The organism is Amycolatopsis sp. NBC_01488 (assembly GCF_036227105.1).
In the GTDB taxonomy this organism is placed as follows: Bacteria; Actinomycetota; Actinomycetes; order Mycobacteriales; family Pseudonocardiaceae; genus Amycolatopsis.
Genome location: NZ_CP109434.1, coordinates 4,352,135 through 4,368,330, shown reverse-complemented (window position 1 = coordinate 4,368,330; position 16,196 = coordinate 4,352,135). Strand labels below are relative to the sequence as shown.

Annotated in this window: 19 protein-coding genes; 8 read left to right on the top strand and 11 right to left on the bottom strand. The window is 72.8% G+C overall.

Annotated elements, in window-relative coordinates; all coding sequences use genetic code 11:
* Together OG738_RS21245 and OG738_RS21240 are read right to left on the bottom strand one after the other, a co-directional pair.
* A complete protein-coding gene (locus OG738_RS21245) occupies positions 1 to 540 on the bottom strand; it encodes a YbaB/EbfC family nucleoid-associated protein (RefSeq protein WP_329056143.1) in 540 nt (179 codons plus the stop codon).
* Between the two features lie 136 nt (positions 541 to 676).
* The gene (locus OG738_RS21240) at positions 677 to 1,312 is read right to left on the bottom strand and encodes a DedA family protein (RefSeq protein WP_329056142.1); all 636 of its coding nucleotides are present in this window, start codon (positions 1,310 to 1,312) and stop codon (positions 677 to 679) included.
* Between the two features lie 98 nt (positions 1,313 to 1,410).
* On the opposite strand from OG738_RS21240, the gene OG738_RS21235 reads away from it, so the two are divergent.
* From OG738_RS21235 to OG738_RS21225, 3 genes are read left to right on the top strand one after another with little or no spacing between them, the layout of a single operon-like run.
* Positions 1,411 to 2,316, top strand: coding sequence for an undecaprenyl-diphosphate phosphatase (locus OG738_RS21235; protein WP_329056141.1), 906 nt, complete (start codon positions 1,411 to 1,413; stop codon positions 2,314 to 2,316).
* Between the two features lie 24 nt (positions 2,317 to 2,340).
* On the top strand, positions 2,341 to 2,712 hold the full coding sequence (locus OG738_RS21230) for a BlaI/MecI/CopY family transcriptional regulator (protein WP_329056140.1): 372 nt from the start codon (positions 2,341 to 2,343) through the stop codon (positions 2,710 to 2,712).
* The gene (locus OG738_RS21225) at positions 2,712 to 3,629 is read left to right on the top strand and encodes a M56 family metallopeptidase (RefSeq protein WP_329056139.1); all 918 of its coding nucleotides are present in this window, start codon (positions 2,712 to 2,714) and stop codon (positions 3,627 to 3,629) included. The genes OG738_RS21230 and OG738_RS21225 overlap by 1 nt, the downstream gene beginning before the upstream one ends.
* A 184-nt stretch (positions 3,630 to 3,813) precedes the next feature.
* Here the strand turns inward: OG738_RS21225 and OG738_RS21220 are convergent, their stop codons facing one another.
* Positions 3,814 to 5,448 (bottom strand): alkaline phosphatase family protein, encoded by a 1,635-nt coding sequence (locus tag OG738_RS21220; protein ID WP_329056138.1) that lies wholly within the window; start codon positions 5,446 to 5,448, stop codon positions 3,814 to 3,816.
* Between the two features lie 285 nt (positions 5,449 to 5,733).
* Between OG738_RS21220 and OG738_RS21215 the strand changes: the two genes are divergently transcribed.
* From OG738_RS21215 to OG738_RS21205, 3 genes are read left to right on the top strand one after another with little or no spacing between them, the layout of a single operon-like run.
* A complete protein-coding gene (locus tag OG738_RS21215) occupies positions 5,734 to 6,774 on the top strand; it encodes a glycosyltransferase (RefSeq protein ID WP_329056137.1) in 1,041 nt (346 codons plus the stop codon).
* Complete coding sequence (locus tag OG738_RS21210; protein WP_329056136.1) at positions 6,771 to 6,959, top strand: hypothetical protein; 189 nt, start codon at positions 6,771 to 6,773, stop codon at positions 6,957 to 6,959. Before OG738_RS21215 ends, OG738_RS21210 begins: the two co-directional genes overlap by 4 nt.
* The gene (locus OG738_RS21205) at positions 6,956 to 7,777 is read left to right on the top strand and encodes a polysaccharide deacetylase family protein (protein WP_329056135.1); all 822 of its coding nucleotides are present in this window, start codon (positions 6,956 to 6,958) and stop codon (positions 7,775 to 7,777) included. The genes OG738_RS21210 and OG738_RS21205 overlap by 4 nt, the downstream gene beginning before the upstream one ends.
* 123 nt (positions 7,778 to 7,900) lie before the next feature.
* Here the strand turns inward: OG738_RS21205 and OG738_RS21200 are convergent, their stop codons facing one another.
* Genes OG738_RS21200 through OG738_RS21190 form a run of 3 tightly spaced genes read right to left on the bottom strand, consistent with a single transcriptional unit; the run spans position 7,901 to position 9,210 of the window.
* Positions 7,901 to 8,455: a Clp protease N-terminal domain-containing protein gene (locus OG738_RS21200; RefSeq protein ID WP_329056134.1), complete on the bottom strand. Its 555-nt coding sequence runs from the start codon at positions 8,453 to 8,455 to the stop codon at positions 7,901 to 7,903.
* Entirely contained in the window at positions 8,452 to 8,667 is a 216-nt protein-coding gene (locus OG738_RS21195; protein WP_329056133.1) for a helix-turn-helix domain-containing protein, read from the bottom strand. Before OG738_RS21195 ends, OG738_RS21200 begins: the two co-directional genes overlap by 4 nt.
* Positions 8,668 to 8,724: 57 nt before the next feature.
* Positions 8,725 to 9,210, bottom strand: coding sequence for a M15 family metallopeptidase (locus OG738_RS21190; protein ID WP_329056132.1), 486 nt, complete (start codon positions 9,208 to 9,210; stop codon positions 8,725 to 8,727).
* Positions 9,211 to 9,297: 87 nt separating this feature from the next.
* Here OG738_RS21190 and OG738_RS21185 point away from each other — a divergent pair, with 87 nt between their 5' ends.
* Positions 9,298 to 9,981, top strand: a complete 684-nt coding sequence (locus OG738_RS21185) for a response regulator transcription factor (protein WP_329056131.1) — start codon at positions 9,298 to 9,300, stop codon at positions 9,979 to 9,981.
* Between the two features lie 10 nt (positions 9,982 to 9,991).
* Positions 9,992 to 11,065: a sensor histidine kinase gene (locus OG738_RS21180; RefSeq protein WP_442875915.1), complete on the top strand. Its 1,074-nt coding sequence runs from the start codon at positions 9,992 to 9,994 to the stop codon at positions 11,063 to 11,065.
* Here OG738_RS21180 and vanX read toward each other — a convergent pair.
* The 5 genes from vanX to OG738_RS21155 form a co-directional block, all read right to left on the bottom strand.
* Positions 11,046 to 11,666, bottom strand: coding sequence for a D-Ala-D-Ala dipeptidase VanX (vanX, locus tag OG738_RS21175; RefSeq protein WP_329056129.1), 621 nt, complete (start codon positions 11,664 to 11,666; stop codon positions 11,046 to 11,048). The genes OG738_RS21180 and vanX overlap by 20 nt on opposite strands.
* Positions 11,663 to 12,697: a D-alanine--(R)-lactate ligase gene (gene vanA / locus OG738_RS21170; protein WP_329056128.1), complete on the bottom strand. Its 1,035-nt coding sequence runs from the start codon at positions 12,695 to 12,697 to the stop codon at positions 11,663 to 11,665. Before vanA ends, vanX begins: the two co-directional genes overlap by 4 nt.
* Entirely contained in the window at positions 12,690 to 13,652 is a 963-nt protein-coding gene (vanH, locus tag OG738_RS21165) for a D-lactate dehydrogenase VanH (RefSeq protein WP_442875914.1), read from the bottom strand. The genes vanA and vanH overlap by 8 nt, the downstream gene beginning before the upstream one ends.
* A 73-nt stretch (positions 13,653 to 13,725) precedes the next feature.
* The gene (locus OG738_RS21160; protein ID WP_329056127.1) at positions 13,726 to 14,961 is read right to left on the bottom strand and encodes a cytochrome P450 family protein; all 1,236 of its coding nucleotides are present in this window, start codon (positions 14,959 to 14,961) and stop codon (positions 13,726 to 13,728) included.
* Positions 14,962 to 15,063: 102 nt separating this feature from the next.
* Positions 15,064 to 16,173 (bottom strand): FAD-dependent oxidoreductase, encoded by a 1,110-nt coding sequence (locus tag OG738_RS21155; RefSeq protein ID WP_329056126.1) that lies wholly within the window; start codon positions 16,171 to 16,173, stop codon positions 15,064 to 15,066.
* Positions 16,174 to 16,196: the final 23 nt, after the last annotated feature.

Here is a 16,196-nt window from a genome sequence, read left to right as displayed (position 1 = left end):
CTACCAGGGGTTGCTCTCGCCGTCGTCGTCTTCCGGCTCGGGCCGGGGACGACGACGCGGCGGACCTTGCTGCGGCCGTGGGGGGCCTGGTGGCGGCGCCTGGTGCGGGGGCGAAGGCGGCCGCGGCGGGCGGTCTTCGGCCTCCTGCTCCGGCAGGAACACGTCGCTCTTGCCCGGGGGCGCCGGCTCGTCCGGTTCGGGCGCCGGCAGGAACTCGTCCAGGAGTTCGCGGGCGGCCGAGTCCGCCCCCACCATGCCGCTGAACGCGTCGGCGACCTGGGCCGAAACCTTCTGCTGCGCCCGGCCGATCAGCTGCATCACCAGACCGGAAAGCGCTTGCGGGGGACGCTCGTACGCGCGGGGGCCGAACCGGAGGTCCTGCAGGACGCCGCTCGGGCCGACCGTCACCGTGACCGCGCCGTCCGGCGCCTGCACGGTCGCGACCGCGGACCGGAGCTGCTCCTGAGCCGCCGCGGCCTTCGCCTGGATCTCTTCGAGCTCGGCGGAGAACCCGGCCAGCGGGTCACCCCTGGGAGGCACTGACTGTGTCAATTCGTCCTCGTCGCGAGAAGTTCGTGAACGGGTGAAGTGAATCAGCACACCGTGAACTTCGGATGACACCGGCGGAGCCGCCGGCTGAACGCGACCCGGACCGCTCGTCGGCCGGTTCCGGCGGTCAGGCGCCGGGATCCCGGGTTTCTCCGCGCCGCCGGCGATCCCGGCGGAATTCGAGTGCCAACGGGACGAGCGAGATGACGACGACGAGCGCGACGATCGGCAGCAGGTACTGGTCGATGCCCGGGATGCTCGCGCCCAGCAGGTACCCGGCGAGCGTGAGACCCGCCGACCACACGAGGCCGCCGACGGTCTGCCAGATCGTGAACGTGCGGGCCGGCACCGCGAGGATGCCCGCCAGCGGGTTCAGCACCGTCCGCACCACCGGGACGAACCGGGCCAGCACGATGGCCTTGGCGTGGCCGTAGCGGCCGAACAGCTCTTCCGCGCGGGTCAGCCCTTGGTGCAGGTGCCGGTTGCGGGTCCTGGCGAGCAGGGCCCGGCCGCCGCGGCGGCCGAGGAGGAAGCCGGTCTGGGCGCCCAGTAACGCGCCCGCCGCGGACGCGACCAGTACGGCAGGCAGGGACAGGTGGACCGGGGCGGTGGCGCTGGTGGTGCAGAACAGGCCCGCGGTGAACAGCAGGGAGTCGCCGGGGAGGAAGAAGCCGATCAGCAGGCCGGTCTCGGCGAACAGGACCAGGAAGACCCCCGCCGTGCCCAGGCTCGACAGCCACGACGTGGCGCTCAACGGGTTCATCGGGCGGCCGCCTTCCACCGGCGTCCGGGCCGGTCCGTCACTACGACATCCATGTAGTATTTCTACACGTCCGTAGAAACAAACCTCGGGAAGGCGCTGTGCTGGACTACTTCGAAGCGATCGTCGTCGGCGCCTTCCAGGGCGTCACCGAGTTGTTCCCGGTGTCGAGCCTCGGGCACTCCGTCCTGATCCCGGCGGTGGTCGGCGGGAAGTGGGCGCGGGACCTGGACGTGTCGGCGCCCGAGTCGCCGTACCTGGCGTTCATCGTGGGCCTGCACGTGGCGACCGCCGCGGCGCTGCTGCTGTTCTTCCGGCGGGACTGGGTCCGGATCGTCGGCGGGTTCTTCAGCTCGATCCGGCACCGGCGGGTCGAGACGTCCGGGGAGCGGCTGGCCTGGCTGATCGTCCTCGCGACCATCCCGGTCGGGGTGAGCGGCCTGCTGCTGGAGCACCTGTTCCGCACCACGCTCGGCAAGCCGGTCCCGGCCGCGGCGTTCCTCATCGCCAACGGCGTCGTCCTGTACGGCGGCGAGCTCCTGCGGCGCCGCGCGGTCGCCACGCCGGTCGCCGCCGACTCGCCGGGTGCCGCCGCGGACACCGACGTCGCCGCCGACGAGCGGCTGTCGCGCATGTCGTTCGGCCGGGGCGTCCTCATCGGCAGCGCGCAGGTGCTCGCCCTGCTGCCCGGCATCAGCCGCTCCGGCGTCACGATGGTCGCCGGGCTGCTGCGCGGCCTGTCGCACGAAGACGCCGCCCGGTTCTCCTTCCTGCTCGCGACGCCGGTGATCCTGGCCGCCGGCGTGCTCAAGATCCCGGACCTGTTCGGCCCGCTCGGCGCCGGCATCCACGGCCAAGTGCTGGCCGGGAGCCTCGCCTCGTTCGCCAGCGCCTACCTCGCCGTGCGGTTCCTCACCCGGTACTTCCACACCCGGACGCTGACGCCGTTCGCGCTCTACTGCGTGCTCGCGGGAGCGGCCGCGCTCGCCGTGCTCACCCTTCGCTGACCGGCAGCGGTGTAACTTCGGGGCATGCGGAACCGGCGGAAGGACACGGCCCGGCGCGCGCCCGGCGCGCTCGAGGCCGAGGTGCTGAGCGTGCTGTGGAGCACGAGCGAACCGCTGTCCCCCACCGATGTCCAGGCCCGGCTCGAAGACGAGCTCGCGTACACGACGGTCGTGACCATCCTCACCCGGCTGCACGACAAGGGCGTCGCGACGCGCGAGAAGCACGGCCGCTCCTTCCGGTACCACGCCGTCGACGACGAGGCCGGGCTCGCCGCCCGGAAGATGACGAAGGTCCTCGACGGCGAACCGGACCGCGGCAGCGTGCTGGCCCGGTTCGTGACCCAGCTGTCCGATTCGGACGAGGCCGTCCTGCGCGAACTCCTCCGCGGCCAGTGATGACCACGGACTCGCTGATCCCCCTGCTGCTGCCGCTGCTGGCGCTGCCGGTGGCGCGGCTGGTCGTGCCCCGGCTGCCGCCGCGGACGGCGAGCTGGCTGGCCACCGGCGCCTGCCTGGTGCTCGCGGCCGGGAGCACCGCGGCCCTGGCGGTGCTGGCCCTCTCGGGCTTGTCCCTGCTCCCGGCGGTCGCCGCGCTCGGACGGTGGTCGCCGCAGACCCTGCGCGCGCAGAGCGGCGTCTACGTCCCCGCGTCGATCGCCGCCGGCGTGGCGCTCGCCGTGCTCGCCGTCCTGCTGATGCGCGCGGTCGTCCGGTACGCGCGGTGGGCCCGGACCCTGGGCCGCGCACTGGACGAGCACGACCCCGGCGGCGGGGTGGTGCTGCTCCCCGGCGAGGAGGCGGTGGCGTTCGCCGTGCCGGGTCGCGGGGGCCGCATCGCGGTCTCCAGCGGCATGCTGGCCGTGCTGAGCCCGCGGGAGCGCTCGGCCCTGCTGGCGCACGAGCGGGCGCACCTGGCTTCGCGCCACCACCTGTTCCTGATGGCGCTGACGCTGTCTTCGTCGCTGAACCCGCTCCTGCGGCCGCTCGGCACGGCGGCGAGGTTCGCCCTCGAACGCTGGGCGGACGAGGCCGCCGTGCGCCGGGTCGGCGACCGCACGGTCGTCGCGCACGCGGTGGCCAAGGCCGCGCTCGCCGGCCGTCCGCAGCCGGGGTTCGCCCTCGCCGCGACCGGCGGACCGGTGCCCCGCCGGGTCTCGGCGTTGTTGACGCCCGCGGCCCCACCCCGCGGCCGCGTTCCCATGGTGGTCCTGGCCGCCCTGGTCATCGGCGTGGCAGGACTCTCCGCCCAGGCCGCCCTCGACAGCGCAGCCGACCTGCACGACGGGATCGAGATCGCACAGGCCGGCCACTAGGCGCTGTCTCGGCGTTGCTGACGCCCGCGGCCGCGTTCCGATGGTGGTGCTGGCCGCACTGGTCATCGGCGTGGCAGGAACTCTCCGCCCAGGCCGCCCTCGACAGCGCAGCCGACCTGCACGACGGGATCGAGATCGCACAGGCCGGCCACTAGGCGCGTGACCGCGCCACCAGGCCGCAGCGTCAGCCGATGCCGGGCAGCACTCGCGTTCCCTCCAGCCGGACCGCCTGCAGCGCCTCGGGCGGCAGGCCGAGCAGCCGGAGGATCGTCGGCGCGATCCGGGTGGTCGTCACCGGCGTGGTGACGGTGTCGCCGCGGCCGTGCGGGCCACTGACCACCAGCGGCACCGCGCGGTCGTCCGGGGCGACGCCGCCGTGTTCGGCGATCTTCTTGGTGCCGCCGGTGTACACCACGCCGTACTGCGTGACGCCGAAGAGGTCCGGCACCCGGTCGTCGCCGGGCCGCACCCCGAAGTAGCGGGCGGCGTCGGCGCCGGAATACACCTTCTGCAGCCCGGCGCCGGTGAACGCCTTGGCCGCGCCGGTGCGGTCGGTGCCGGTGCCGTCCTGGGCCAGCAGGTAGCGCTTCGCGAATTCGGTGGCTGCCGGCGAGCGATCGGCCAGCCAGAGCAGCATCGCGTCGTCGTCGACCGCCTGCGCGACGAGGTCGCCGGCGCCGGGGTGGCCGGCTTTCCACGCGGCGTTCAGGCCGTCGAGCAGCTTGCCGTCGTCGACGCGGGTCAGCGCGGCGGGATCGGTCGGCGACTGGCCGTGCTTGGCCGACAGGATGATCGTCGTGGTGCGGTCGAGGTGCTGGCGGCGCAGCTCGGCCACGAACGCGCCGATGCGGCCGTCGACGAAGTCCAGTGCCGCGCCGAGGACCGGCCCCGGGACCTGCCCGCCCGGCAGGTAGCCGCCCGGCTCGCCCCCCGACATCGGCAGCTTCTGCGCGGTCGACACGGACTGGAAGTTCAGCCCGAACACCGCGGGCGTCCCGACCTGGCGCGTCCGGCCGTGGTCGTAGCCGTCGATTTCGTTGAGCACGGCCTGCGCCTTGTAACCGTCGTACTGCCGCGTCGCGGCGTTGTCGGTCGTCCAGTCGCCGGTGCCGGCCGGGCCGGTGCTGTTGATCTCCGGGGTGAAGAGGTCCTGGACGCCGGTGCCCGACGGCCCGTCGAGGATCTCGTACGCCGGGTGCTTGTCCGACCAGGCGGTCCGCAGACCGGCCTGGCGGGCGACCTCGAAGACCGTGTTGACCTTCAGGTACTCGTGCGGCTGCACCGGACGGCAGGTGCGCGGGTCGACCGGCAGGAGGGCCTGGTTCAGCAGGGTCTGCGGTGCTCCGGTCATGCCGAGCACCGAGCCCGGCAGGCCGGTCAGGCCCTGACCGGCGTCGAGCCGGCTCTGGTCGCGGTCGAGGTCCTCGGTGAGGTCGACCTGCGCCCCGGGCTTCGCGCCGGCACACGACGTCGTGCCCGCGGGCAGCAGGCCGTGGTTGTACGTGGCGTCGTAGTAGATCCCGGTGGCGGCCGGGTCGCCGCCGGTCAGCTGGCCGATCAGGCCGGGGAACGAGTCGGACGGCACCGGCGTGCGCGCGTCGCTGTAGGCCGTCCCGCGGCCGAGCAGCCCGGCCATGGCCGAGCCCGGGTGCCGGGCGGCGTACGCGGCGAGGTCGGCCTGGTGGAGGCCGTCGACGGAGATCAGCAGGACGTGACGTCCGCCCGGGTGACCGTCCGCGGCCGACGCGGCCGGGGCGGCGGTGGGGAGCAGCGCCAGCGCGGCGAGCGCGGCGGTGGCGCGAATCCTGTGCGGGGACAAGGGCTTCCTCCTCGGCACGGCCCGGGGTTGGGCCGTCCCCGGCATCCCACGCCGCCGACCCGGCCACCAGGCGGCCACGGCGCGAACAGCCGGTGAACAGCATCGCTCGAACGTCCACAATGGACACAATCGGGTGCACCATGGAAGACCGGGCCACATTTCGTCCATTTCGGACAAGTGCCCGGCTGCCCCACTCGCGACGGCCCACCTTGCCGCCATCCCGTCACCGCACTTTAATCTACGGGCCTGTAAAACTTCTACGCAGTTGTCGTAGAACGGAGGATCATGACGCGCATCGTGATCGTCTCGGCGCGCGTCGGCGCCGGGCACGACGGAGCCGCGTACGCCCTGGCGGACCGGCTGACCGGGCACGACGTCGAGGTGCTCGACTTCCTCGACCTGCTGCCCGGCTCCCTGGGCCGCCGTCTGTGCGGCTTCTACCACCGCCAGCTGGAGGTCGTGCCACGCAGCTGGGACTGGACGCTGGCGGCGCTCGGCACGGCCTGGGGTGCCGGGCTGGCGCGTCGCGCGGCGAGCCTGGCGTGCCGCCGGCTGGGCACCGCGCTCGGCGGCGCCGGGCTCGCCGTCTCGACCTACCCGCTCGCCACCCACGCACTGGCCGACCTGCGGGCCCGCCGCACCCTGGCCGCTCCGCTGGCGGTGTACCTCACCGACCCCGCCGTGCACCGGCTGTGCGTGCACCCCGCCGCCGACCTGCACATCGCCCAGAACCACTCCGCCGCGGAGGAGGCCCGCGCGCTCGGCGCGCCGCAGGTGGCGGTGGCGGCCCCGCTGGTCCGGCCACGGTTCCGGCCGCCGGCGGACGCCGAACGCGGCGAGGCGCGGAAAGCCTTCGGGCTGCCCGGGCGAGGGCGGCTGGCACTGGTCGTCGCCGGGTCGTGGGGGGTGGGCGACGTCCGCGAGACGACCGCGGACGTCGCGGCGTCCGGCGTCGCGGTCCCGGTCGTCGTCTGCGGCCGCAACAGCGCGCTGCGGGAGCACCTGACCGCCGCCGGGCACCGGCACGTGTTCGGCTGGGTCGAGGACATGCCCCGGTTGCTGCACGCCGTCGACGCGGTGGTGCAGAACGCCGGCGGGCTGACGACGTCCGAAGCGCTCGCCAGCGGCGTGCCGGTGGTCACCTACCGGTGCCTGCCGGGACACGGCCGCGCCAACGCCGCCGTGCTCGACCGGATCGGCCTGGTCCCCTGGCTGCACGGCCGCGGCGAACTCGCCGCGGCGCTGCGCACCGCGCGCCCGATCGAGTCCCCCGCGCCCGCCGCCGACACCTCGACACTCCTGGAAAAGCTCATGGAACTCGCGTGAAGACCGCCCTCGCCGCCGCAGCAACCCTCGGCACGACCCTCCACACCACGCGCCTGGCCAAGTCCCTCATACCCACCGCCGCCGTAGCCCTCGGCGCGACCCTCCACACCACGCACCCGGCCAAATCCCCCGCGTCCGCCACCGACACCTCGACTCTCCCGGAAGAACCCAGGGAACTCACGTGAAGACCGCTCTCGCCCTCGCCGCCGCCGTGGCGCTCGGCGCGCACGCCGCGCCCGCCGCGGCGTTCCTGCCCGGCCCTCGGCGCGCCTTCCTGCCCCGACTGGCCGGCGCGACGTCGCCCGGCCACGTCGCGCTGACCTTCGACGACGGCCCCGCCGCCGAGTCGACCCCCCGGTTCCTGCAGCTCCTCGCCGACCACGACGTCCGTGCCACCTTCTTCCTCCTGGGCGCCGAAGCCCGGAAGGCGCCGGCGCTGGTCCGCGAAATCGCGGCGGCCGGTCACGAGATCGGCGTGCACGGCTGGGACCACCGCTGCCTGCTCCGCAGATCCCCGCGCGCGACCCACCGGGACCTCGAGGCCACGCGCGACCTGCTGCACCGCATCACCGGGACGGTGCCGCGCTGGTTCCGGCCGCCCTACGGCGTCTTCAGCACCGCGTCCCTGCTCTCGGCACGGCGGCTCGGCCTGACCCCGATCCTGTGGAGCACCTGGGGTTTCGACTGGACTGAAGGCTGCACCCCGGCGTCGATCCACCGCCGCGTGACCGGCGGGCTCGGCGACGGCGGGACGATCCTGTTGCACGACAGCGACATCACCACCGGGAACGGCGCGTGGCGCGCGACCCTCGGCGCCTTGCCCGGCCTGATCGCCGACGGCCGCCGCCGCGGCCTCAGCTTCGGGTCGCTGGACGAGACCGCCGGGCCCGGGACCACAGCAGCCCGGCCGAAACCACCGGTGCGACCACGGCCGCGGCACGCGCCAGGCGCACCGGCCGGCCGGGCCGCGGCGACGGGCAGCCCGGCGGAACGGCGGGGGTGACGAACCGGAGCCGGGTGTCGAGGTGCCGCCAGCGCGTCACCTCCAGGTACATGATCCGCCAGCTGCCCGCCCAGACCACCAGCGAGACCGCGAGCGGCCACCGTGCGGGTCGGACCACGACGGTCACCCCGCCCGGCCGAGGATGGCGGCACGCAGTTCCGGCGCCGGCACCTCCAGCGCGGCCAGGATCGGCGGGACCAGCCCCCCGTCGGTCGCCACCACCACCGCGGCGAGTCCCGGCGCGCCGATCTGGGCTCCGCCGGCCTCCCGCACGGCCGCCGTCAGGCACGACCGCACCCGTCCGGTGACCGGAAGGTGACCCGACAGGCGGACCCGGCGCCGCCGCCGGACCGCGACCGGCCGCACCGGCGCCGCACCGAACGACGCCTCGACGGCCTCCCGGACCGCCCCCAGGTCGATCCCGAGCGTCGCCAGCGCTTCGGCGTCCAGGGTGTCGAAAACGCTCCGCGGCCGCGCCAGCAACCTGGACGTCTCCGCGGAAACGCCCTCCGGCGTCACGCCGTGCTCGCGGGCCACCACCCCTTCGCGGCCCGGGGAGACCGCGACCGCGTACAGCAGGTGCTCCGTCCCCAGCCAGGGATGCCGCAGCACCCGCGCGCGGTCCTGCGCCAGCCGCACCAGGGCACGCGCGTCTTCGTCGAACCTCGGGTTCCTCATCGCGCCCGCCTGCCGTGCTTGCGGTGGACCGTCTGCTTGCTGACCCCCAGCCGCGCCGCGATGTCCTGCCACGACCACCCCAGACGCCGTGCCCGGTCCACTTGCAGCTGTTCGAGTTCCTCGGTCAGCAGCCGCAGCGCCGCGACGGCGCGCAGGCCGACGTCCGGATCGGTGCTCGCCGCGCTCTCGGCGATTTCCGCTCGTGTCTCCATGCCGTCAGCTTATGCTGACAATGCTCGGTTCGTCAACATAAGCTGACACGGCCGCGCTCACCGCCGCATCCGGGGATCGTGCGTGGGGTCCGGGTACCGGGGCGGGCAGCCGTGCTCGACGGCTTCCGGGCGCAGCTCGTAGTGCCACGGCTCGTTGCGGTAGATCTGGCAAAGCCCGTACGCCGCGCCGTGCTCCGACAGCCACGCCTGCGCCTCGGCGGGCCCGACGTCGACCGCGTTGCCCGACACGTGCGGGGACGTCTCCGGCGTGGCGACCCAGCGGGCGGCTTCTTCCTCGGAACCGTGCCGGGAAACCGCCGAGCGGCGAAGCCGGCGCTGGTAGTCCGGGGACCGCCAGCCACCGTTGACGCGGAACTCGACACCCGCGTCCGTCGCGGCCCGGCGCAGCGCAGCGAGGAGCGCCGGATCGAGGTTGGCCACGGCCGGGACGCCGTCGTCGAAGACCGTCGTGCCGTCGGGCACGGCACCGTCGGCTTCGCCCGGAACGCGGGTCGTCGTTCGTGCTGGTTCGCGGTCGGTCATGCCGCCAGTCAAGGCAGCCCGGCATTGCCGGCGCGTACGCCGCTTCCGATATGCCGGGGATAGGGTCCGGCTCGTACGATCGGCAGGGTGCGTGTGCTGGTCGTCGAGGACGAACCCTATCTGGCCGAAGGCATCCGGGACGGGCTGCGCCTGGCGGCGATCGCGGCCGACATCGCCGGCGACGGGGACACCGCGCTGGAGCTGCTGAGCGTCAACGCCTACGACCTCGCGGTGCTCGACCGCGACGTCCCCGGCCCCTCCGGTGACGAGATCGCCGAGCGCATCGTCGCCTCCGGCAGCGGCATGCCGATCCTGATGCTCACCGCGGCCGACCGGATCGACGACAAGGCGACCGGGTTCGAGCTCGGCGCCGACGACTACCTCACCAAGCCGTTCGACCTCCGCGAGCTCGTGCTCCGGCTCCGGGCGCTCGACCGCAGGCGCGCGCACCACCGGCCGCCGGTGCGGGAGATCGCCGGGCTGCGGCTCGATCCGTTCCGCCGCGAGGTCTTCCGGAACGGCCGGTACGTCGCGCTGACCCGGAAGCAGTTCGCGGTGCTCGAAGTCCTCGTCGCCGCGGAAGGCGGGGTCGTCAGCGCCGAAGAGCTGCTGGAGCGGGCCTGGGACGAGAACGCCGACCCCTTCACCAACGCCGTCCGCATCACCGTCTCCACCCTGCGCAAGCGGCTCGGCGAGCCGTGGGTCGTCGTGACCGTGCCCGGCGTCGGCTACCGCATCGACACCGGGCAGCCGGGAGGAGACGTTGACTAGGAAGCCCGGCTTGAGCGTGCGCCTCAAGCTCACCCTCAGCTACGCCGGCTTCGTCATGGTCACGGGTGCCCTGCTGCTCGGGGCCGTGGGGCTGTTCCTCATGCACTACCAGCGGCTGGGCATGGAAACGATGCACGTGGTGATGGCCCCGCCGGGCCGGGTGCTCATCCGCGCCTTCGCCCCCGCCGCGGGCGCGGTGCTGCTCTTCCTGCTGGTGGTCGGCCTCGCGGGAGGCTGGGTGCTCGCCGGCCGGATGCTCGCGCCCCTGACCCGCATCGTCGACGCCACCGGCGTCGCCGCGGACGGGTCGCTGTCGCACCGCATCCGGCTGGAGGGCCGCTGGGACGAGTTCCGCGAGCTCGCCGACGCCTTCGACGGCATGCTCGCCCGGCTCGAAGCCCACGTCGACGCGCAGCGGCGGTTCGCCGCCAACGCCTCGCACGAACTGCGCACCCCGCTGGCGATCACGCGGACCCTGCTCGACGTGGCCCGCGCCGATCGCGACCACGACCCGGCCGAGCTGGTCGACCGCCTCCACGCCGTCAACACCCGGGCGATCGACCTCACCGAAGCGCTGCTCCTGCTCAGCCGCGCCAACCAGCGGTCGTTCACCGAAGAGCCCGTCGACCTCTCCCTCATCGCGGAGGAAGCCACCGAAACGCTCCTCCCCCTCGCGGAAAAACACGCTCTCACCATCGAGACCGCCGGCGACGAGACCCCCACCGTCGGCTCGTCCGCCCTGCTGCTGCAGATGACGACGAACCTCGTGCACAACGCGATCGTCCACAACCTGTCGGAGCGGGGCACGGTGTGGGTCACGACGGGCGTCCGGCCCCAGGGAGTCGTGCTCACCGTCGAGAACAGCGGTGCGCAGCTCACCCCGCAGGTGGTGGCCACGCTCGCCGAGCCGTTCCAGCGCGGCACCGAACGCGTCCGCGCCGACCACGCGGGAGTCGGCCTCGGCCTGGCCATCGTCGACAGCATCACCCGGGCCCACGACGGCACCCTCACCCTCACCCCCCGAGCCGGCGGCGGCCTCCGCGTCACGGTGCACCTGCCCGCGGTCACCCGTGCGGTCCGGTGAGGGGAAAGTCGAAGTACGTGTCCGGGTACGGTTCGCCGTCCAGCGTGTAGTGCCACCATTCGCGGGCGTACGGGCGGAAGCCGCTGGCTTCCATGATGGACCGGAGGTGGTCGCGGTTGCGTGCTTCGGCCGGCGTGATCCCGCCGGCGCCGTGGTGGGAGATCGGGTCCATCAGGTCGTGGTCGCCACCCATCGGGACCAGCTCGCCGGTGGCCAGGTGGTACAGCGTCAAGTCGACGGTGCTGCCCCGGCTGTGCCCCGACTTCGCGGCCACGTAACCCTTTTCGACCATCTCCGTCCGGTCGATGTTCGGGTAGTGGCGTGACTTCGTCCGGCCGTCTTCCGGCCGTCGGGACCAGCGCAGGAAGCAGTCGACGGCGCGCTGCGGGCGGTAGCCGTCCCAGAGGAGCAGGCCGAAGCCGAGGGCTTCGGCCTTGCCCTGCGCTCGTTCCAGGGCCGCGCTCAACGCCCGGGTCCCGGCGACGCGGTTGACGAGGTAGCCGTCCACCGGCTTGCCGGTGAAGTTGTCCCAGGTGGCGTACTTGGCGTCCCAGCGGATGCCGGGCGCGACCTCGTCCACGAAGACGAAATCGGCGTTCACCGCGGCTTTCCCGTCAGCGCCAGCGAAATCATCCGGTCGATCAGCTCGCCGAGCGGCACCCCGGCGGCGGCCATCATCCGCGGGTAGCGGCTGTAGGACGTCAAGCCGGGCAACGTGTTGACCTCGTTGAGGACCACCGTCCCGTCGTCCTTCAGGAACATGTCCACTCGCGACAGTCCCCGGCACCCCAGTGCGCGGTACACGGCCTTCGCCGTCTCCATGACGAGCGCGCGCGCCTCGGGCGGGATGTCGGCGGGCACGATGAACGTCGAGTTCTCCGAGCCGCTTTCGGGGTCGCTCTCCTGGTGGATCTTGAAGAACCCGTGGGAGAGCGCGACGCGGTCCAGCTCGCCGGTGCTCAGCTCCGCGTCGTTCCCGAGGATCGAACAGCCGATCTCGCTGCCGACGACGGCCTCTTCGATCAGCACCTTCGAGTCGTACTGCCGCGCCGCCGCCACCGCGCCCGCCAGCTCGTCTGCGCCGGACACCTTGCTGACGCCGAAAGACGACCCCGACCGGGCCGGCTTGACGAAGACGGGATAGGTCAGCCCGTCCGGGTCGGCCGGCTCGTCCGCCGTGACCGTCCGGAAGTCCGGCGTCGCGATTCCCGCGTCCCTCGCGACGAGGTAGGTGAGGGACTTGTCCATGCACAGCGCGGAACTCGGGACGTCACAGCCGACGTACGGCACGCCGGCCAATTCCAATAAACCCTGCATCGCACCGTCCTCGCCGAGTCGTCCGTGCAGGACCGGCAGCACGACGTCCAGCCTGATCGCGCGGTACTTCCCGGCCTCCAGGACGAGCAGGCCGTGGACGCTGCTGTCCGGCGAAAGCACGACCGGACGGCCGTCCTCCCAGCCCTCGCCGGGCCCGTCGCAGAGCTTCCACTCGCCGGTCTTCGTGATCCCGATCCAGAACGGTTCGAACTTTCCGGTGTCGAGGTGTTTCGCGATTTCCCGCGCGGACTTGACCGAGACGGGATGCTCTTCGGTGGCGCCCCCGAAGAGGATTCCGACCTTCACCCTATCCATGTTGCTCCCTGCTTTCGAAGGTCAGGCAGTTGACGAGACTGTTTTCGACGGTGTCGCTCAGCGCGTGGTCCGTGTAATAGGCGGTGTGCGGGCTGATCAGCACGTTCGGCATGCTTTGCAGCCGTGCCAGCGATTCGCTTTCGAGCGGCTTGCCCCGGCAGTCGGCGTAGAAGATGCCTTCTTCTCCTTCGACGACGTCCAGCGCCGCGCCACCCAGCCGCCCGGCTTCCAGTGCCGGCACGAGCGCCTCGGTGTCGACGAGGGAACCGCGTCCGGTGTTGATGACGTACGCGCCGCGTTTCATTTGCGCGATCCGCCGTCGGTCCAAGAGGTGGAACGTGTCCGCGGTCAACGGCGTGTGGAGCGTGACCAGGTCGCTCACCTGGAGCAGCTCGTCGAGCGGAACGTAGTCCGCGGAGTTCTGGGGACGGCTGTCGTAGGCCAGCACCCGGGAACCGAAGCCGCGCAGCCGGTCCAGCACCGCCACGCCGATGCGCCCGGTCCCGATCACGCCGACGGTCAGGTCACGCAGCTCTTTCCCGCGCACGTCGTGCAATCGGTAATCGTGCGCGTCCGCGCGCCGGACCATGGATTTCGCGTTTCGCACGGCCATCAGCATCAGCATCAGCGTGTAGTCGGCGACGCTGTCCGGCGAATAGGCGACGTTGCCCACCGAAATGCCGAGACTCGCCGCGTATCCGACATCGAGGTGGTTGTACCCGATGCTCCGCGTGGAGATGTAAGCCACGCCGGCCCGGCTGAGCGCGAGCAGGGTGGAATCCGCGATGCGGTGCTTGTGACCGACGCTGATGCAGCGGTTCCCGATGGCCAGCTCGACGTTCGCTTCGGTGACCGCGTCACCGGTGATGGTCGGCGTGACACCGCAGCGAGGCGCCATTTCCCGGAACAGTGCGGCCTCGTCCTGCTCGCACCCGTAAACCGTGATACCCACCATGTCCGGTATTCAAGGCCGTGCGGTGTTGCCGGCGGGTATGCGGTTTTCGATAGTCCGGCGATAGGCCCGGTCGTCAGGCCGTCGAGCCGAGCAGCGCCGGGATGACGGCGTGCCCGTTGGACAGGAACGACGGCACGGTGGTCAGCTCCGCCGGGTCCACGGCCAGCCGCAGTCCGGGGAACCGGGCGAACAGCGCGGGGAGCGCGACAGCGGCCTCCAGCCGGGCCAGCGGAGCGCCCATGCAGAAGTGCACGCCGTGCCCGAACGCGAGATGGTGCTTCTCCGCACGGGAAACGTCGAACTCGTCGGCCGTGACGCCGTGTTCGGCCGGATCACGGCCGGCCGCCGCGTAGGCCGCCAGGATCGGTTCTCCCCGGCCGATGACCGTGCCGTCGTCCAGGGCGATGTCCTCGACCGCGTACCGCAGCGGGAGGTACGGGACGGGTGCCTGCCAGCGCAGCGTTTCCTCGATGACCGCGGCCCAGGTGTGCTCGCCGCGCAGGACGGCGGCGAGCTGGTCGGGATGGGTCAGCAGCGCGGTGACCGCGTGGTCGAGGAGGTTGACGGTGGTTTCGTGGCCCGCCGTGAGCATGAGGATGAGCGTGTCGGTCAGCTCGTCGGCGTCGAGCCTGCTGGCGTCCTCGGCCCGCGCCGCGATCAGGGCGCTGGTGAGATCGTCACCCGGGTTCGCGGTCTTGCCGGCGACCAGGCCGCGCATGAGCTCGTACAGCTCGAGCGCGTTCGCCTGCGCCCGGGCGGCGGTGACGGTGGTGTCGAAGATGGTGTCCACGACCGAGCGCAGCGCGGACCGGCGGTCGGCCGGCACACCGAACAGCCGGCAGATCACCTCGACCGGCAGCGGGTAGGCGAACTCCTCCCGCAGGTCGACCGGTGCGCCGTCGGCACCCGAGCGCTCGAGCCGGTCGAGCAGCCCGGCGGTGATCTGCTCGACGTCCGGCCGCATGGCCGCCGCCTGGCGCGCGGTGAAGGCCTTGGAGACCAGGGTCCGCAGCCTCCGGTGGTCGGCGCCGTAGGTGGTGAACATGTTGCGCACGGACACCCAGATCCACAGCGGCCACTCTTCGTCGATCCGGCCTTCGCGGTAGGCGGCCCAGTGCGCGCGGGGATCCTTCGACACCCGGGGGTCCGTCAGGAGCTTGCGCAGGGTGGCCGCGTCCGCGACCGCCCACGCCCGGACCCCGCCGGGCAGCTCCACGAGCCCGGCCGGACCCCCGGACCGCAGGAGCCGGCCTTCTCCGTGCACGTCCGTGCCGTTCGGGTCGAGCCGCAGGACGTTGCCGCCGGTCATCTGTTTCCCCTCCGCAGCCGCCGGGCACCACGGTCCCACGGGAACCGCGGCTTCGGCACCCCTATCGGCGCACCGCACGTTTCTTCGAACGAGCCCGGACCGTCAGCCCGGCTGGAAGAACTCGAGCAGGCGCTGGGCGGCGTCCGGCGACATCAGCAGTTCCTTCATCTCCTCGGACATCCGGGCCGCGGCGCCGGCGCGCTCGAACATCTCGCGCTCGTATTCTTCGACGGCGGCAGGGAAGTCGTCCGGGTGCTCGGCCAGCGCGAGACCGAGCAGGGCGCCGTCGAGCAGGGCCATGTTGGCGCCCTCCCCCACCGGTGGCATCAGGTGCGCGGCGTCGCCGACGAGCGTGACGTCCGGCTGCGACGGCCAGGTCAGGCCCGCCGGCAGGGTGGTGATCGACCGCGGCACGACCGCGTCGTCGCAGGCCGCGATCAGCGCGGTGAACCGGGCGTCCCAGCCGGCGAGCAGCTCGATCAGCCGCGCCCGGGCGGCGGCCGGGTCGTCGAACGGGATCCCGCTGGTGGCGAACCAGTCCTCGCCGGTGTGGTAGAAGCTGACGCCGATGCGGACGCGGCCGTCGCCGTTGCGCTGCGCCGCCAGGGAGATCCCGTCGCCGAGGACCCAGTAGTTGCCGCGGCCGACCATCGCCGCGAGGTCGGGGTGCGTGCGGTCGATGTCGGGAATGCCGACCTCGACGACGTTCTGGCCGATGTGCGCCGGACGGGCGTCGGTGAGCAACGCGCGGACCCGGGACTGCGCGCCGTCCGCGCCGACCAGCAGGTCGTACGGCGCACTGCCGCCGTCGGCGAAGTGCAGCAGGCCGTCGCCGGCGGAGGCGAACGCGTGCCCCCAGCGCACCACCCCGTCGGGGAGGGAGTCCAGCAGCAGGGCACGCAGGTCGGCGCGGTCGACCTCGGGCCGCAGCAGCGGGGCGTCGTCGGGCGTGTCCTCCTGGAGCAGGAGGGTGCCGTCCGGCTGGAGCAGCCGCATGTCCTGGCCTTCTCCGCGGGCGATCGCGAAGAACTCGTCGAGCAACCCGGCCTCCCGCAGCGCCCGCTGGCCGGAGTGGATGTCGAGCATGCCGCCCTGGCCGCGCGCGGCACGCGAGGGCTCCCGTTCGTACACGACGGCTTCGATGCCCTTGACGTGCAGCACCCGGGCGAGGGCCAGGCCGCCCGGCCCGGCTCCGACGATCGCGATGGTCATGGCTCCCTTCGATACACTGTATT

Coding starts and splice junctions, on each gene's coding strand:
- OG738_RS21240 (WP_329056142.1), bottom strand. CDS start 1,312: ATGAACCCGTTGAGCGCCACGTCGTGGCTGTCGAGCCTGGGCACGGCG.
- OG738_RS21230 (WP_329056140.1), top strand. CDS start 2,341: ATGCGGAACCGGCGGAAGGACACGGCCCGGCGCGCGCCCGGCGCGCTC.
- OG738_RS21225 (WP_329056139.1), top strand. CDS start 2,712: ATGACCACGGACTCGCTGATCCCCCTGCTGCTGCCGCTGCTGGCGCTG.
- OG738_RS21215 (WP_329056137.1), top strand. CDS start 5,734: ATGACGCGCATCGTGATCGTCTCGGCGCGCGTCGGCGCCGGGCACGAC.
- OG738_RS21200 (WP_329056134.1), bottom strand. CDS start 8,455: ATGAGGAACCCGAGGTTCGACGAAGACGCGCGTGCCCTGGTGCGGCTG.
- OG738_RS21195 (WP_329056133.1), bottom strand. CDS start 8,667: ATGGAGACACGAGCGGAAATCGCCGAGAGCGCGGCGAGCACCGATCCG.
- OG738_RS21190 (WP_329056132.1), bottom strand. CDS start 9,210: ATGACCGACCGCGAACCAGCACGAACGACGACCCGCGTTCCGGGCGAA.
- vanA (WP_329056128.1), bottom strand. CDS start 12,697: ATGGATAGGGTGAAGGTCGGAATCCTCTTCGGGGGCGCCACCGAAGAG.
- vanH (WP_442875914.1), bottom strand. CDS start 13,652: ATGGTGGGTATCACGGTTTACGGGTGCGAGCAGGACGAGGCCGCACTG.
- OG738_RS21160 (WP_329056127.1), bottom strand. CDS start 14,961: ATGACCGGCGGCAACGTCCTGCGGCTCGACCCGAACGGCACGGACGTG.
- OG738_RS21155 (WP_329056126.1), bottom strand. CDS start 16,173: ATGACCATCGCGATCGTCGGAGCCGGGCCGGGCGGCCTGGCCCTCGCC.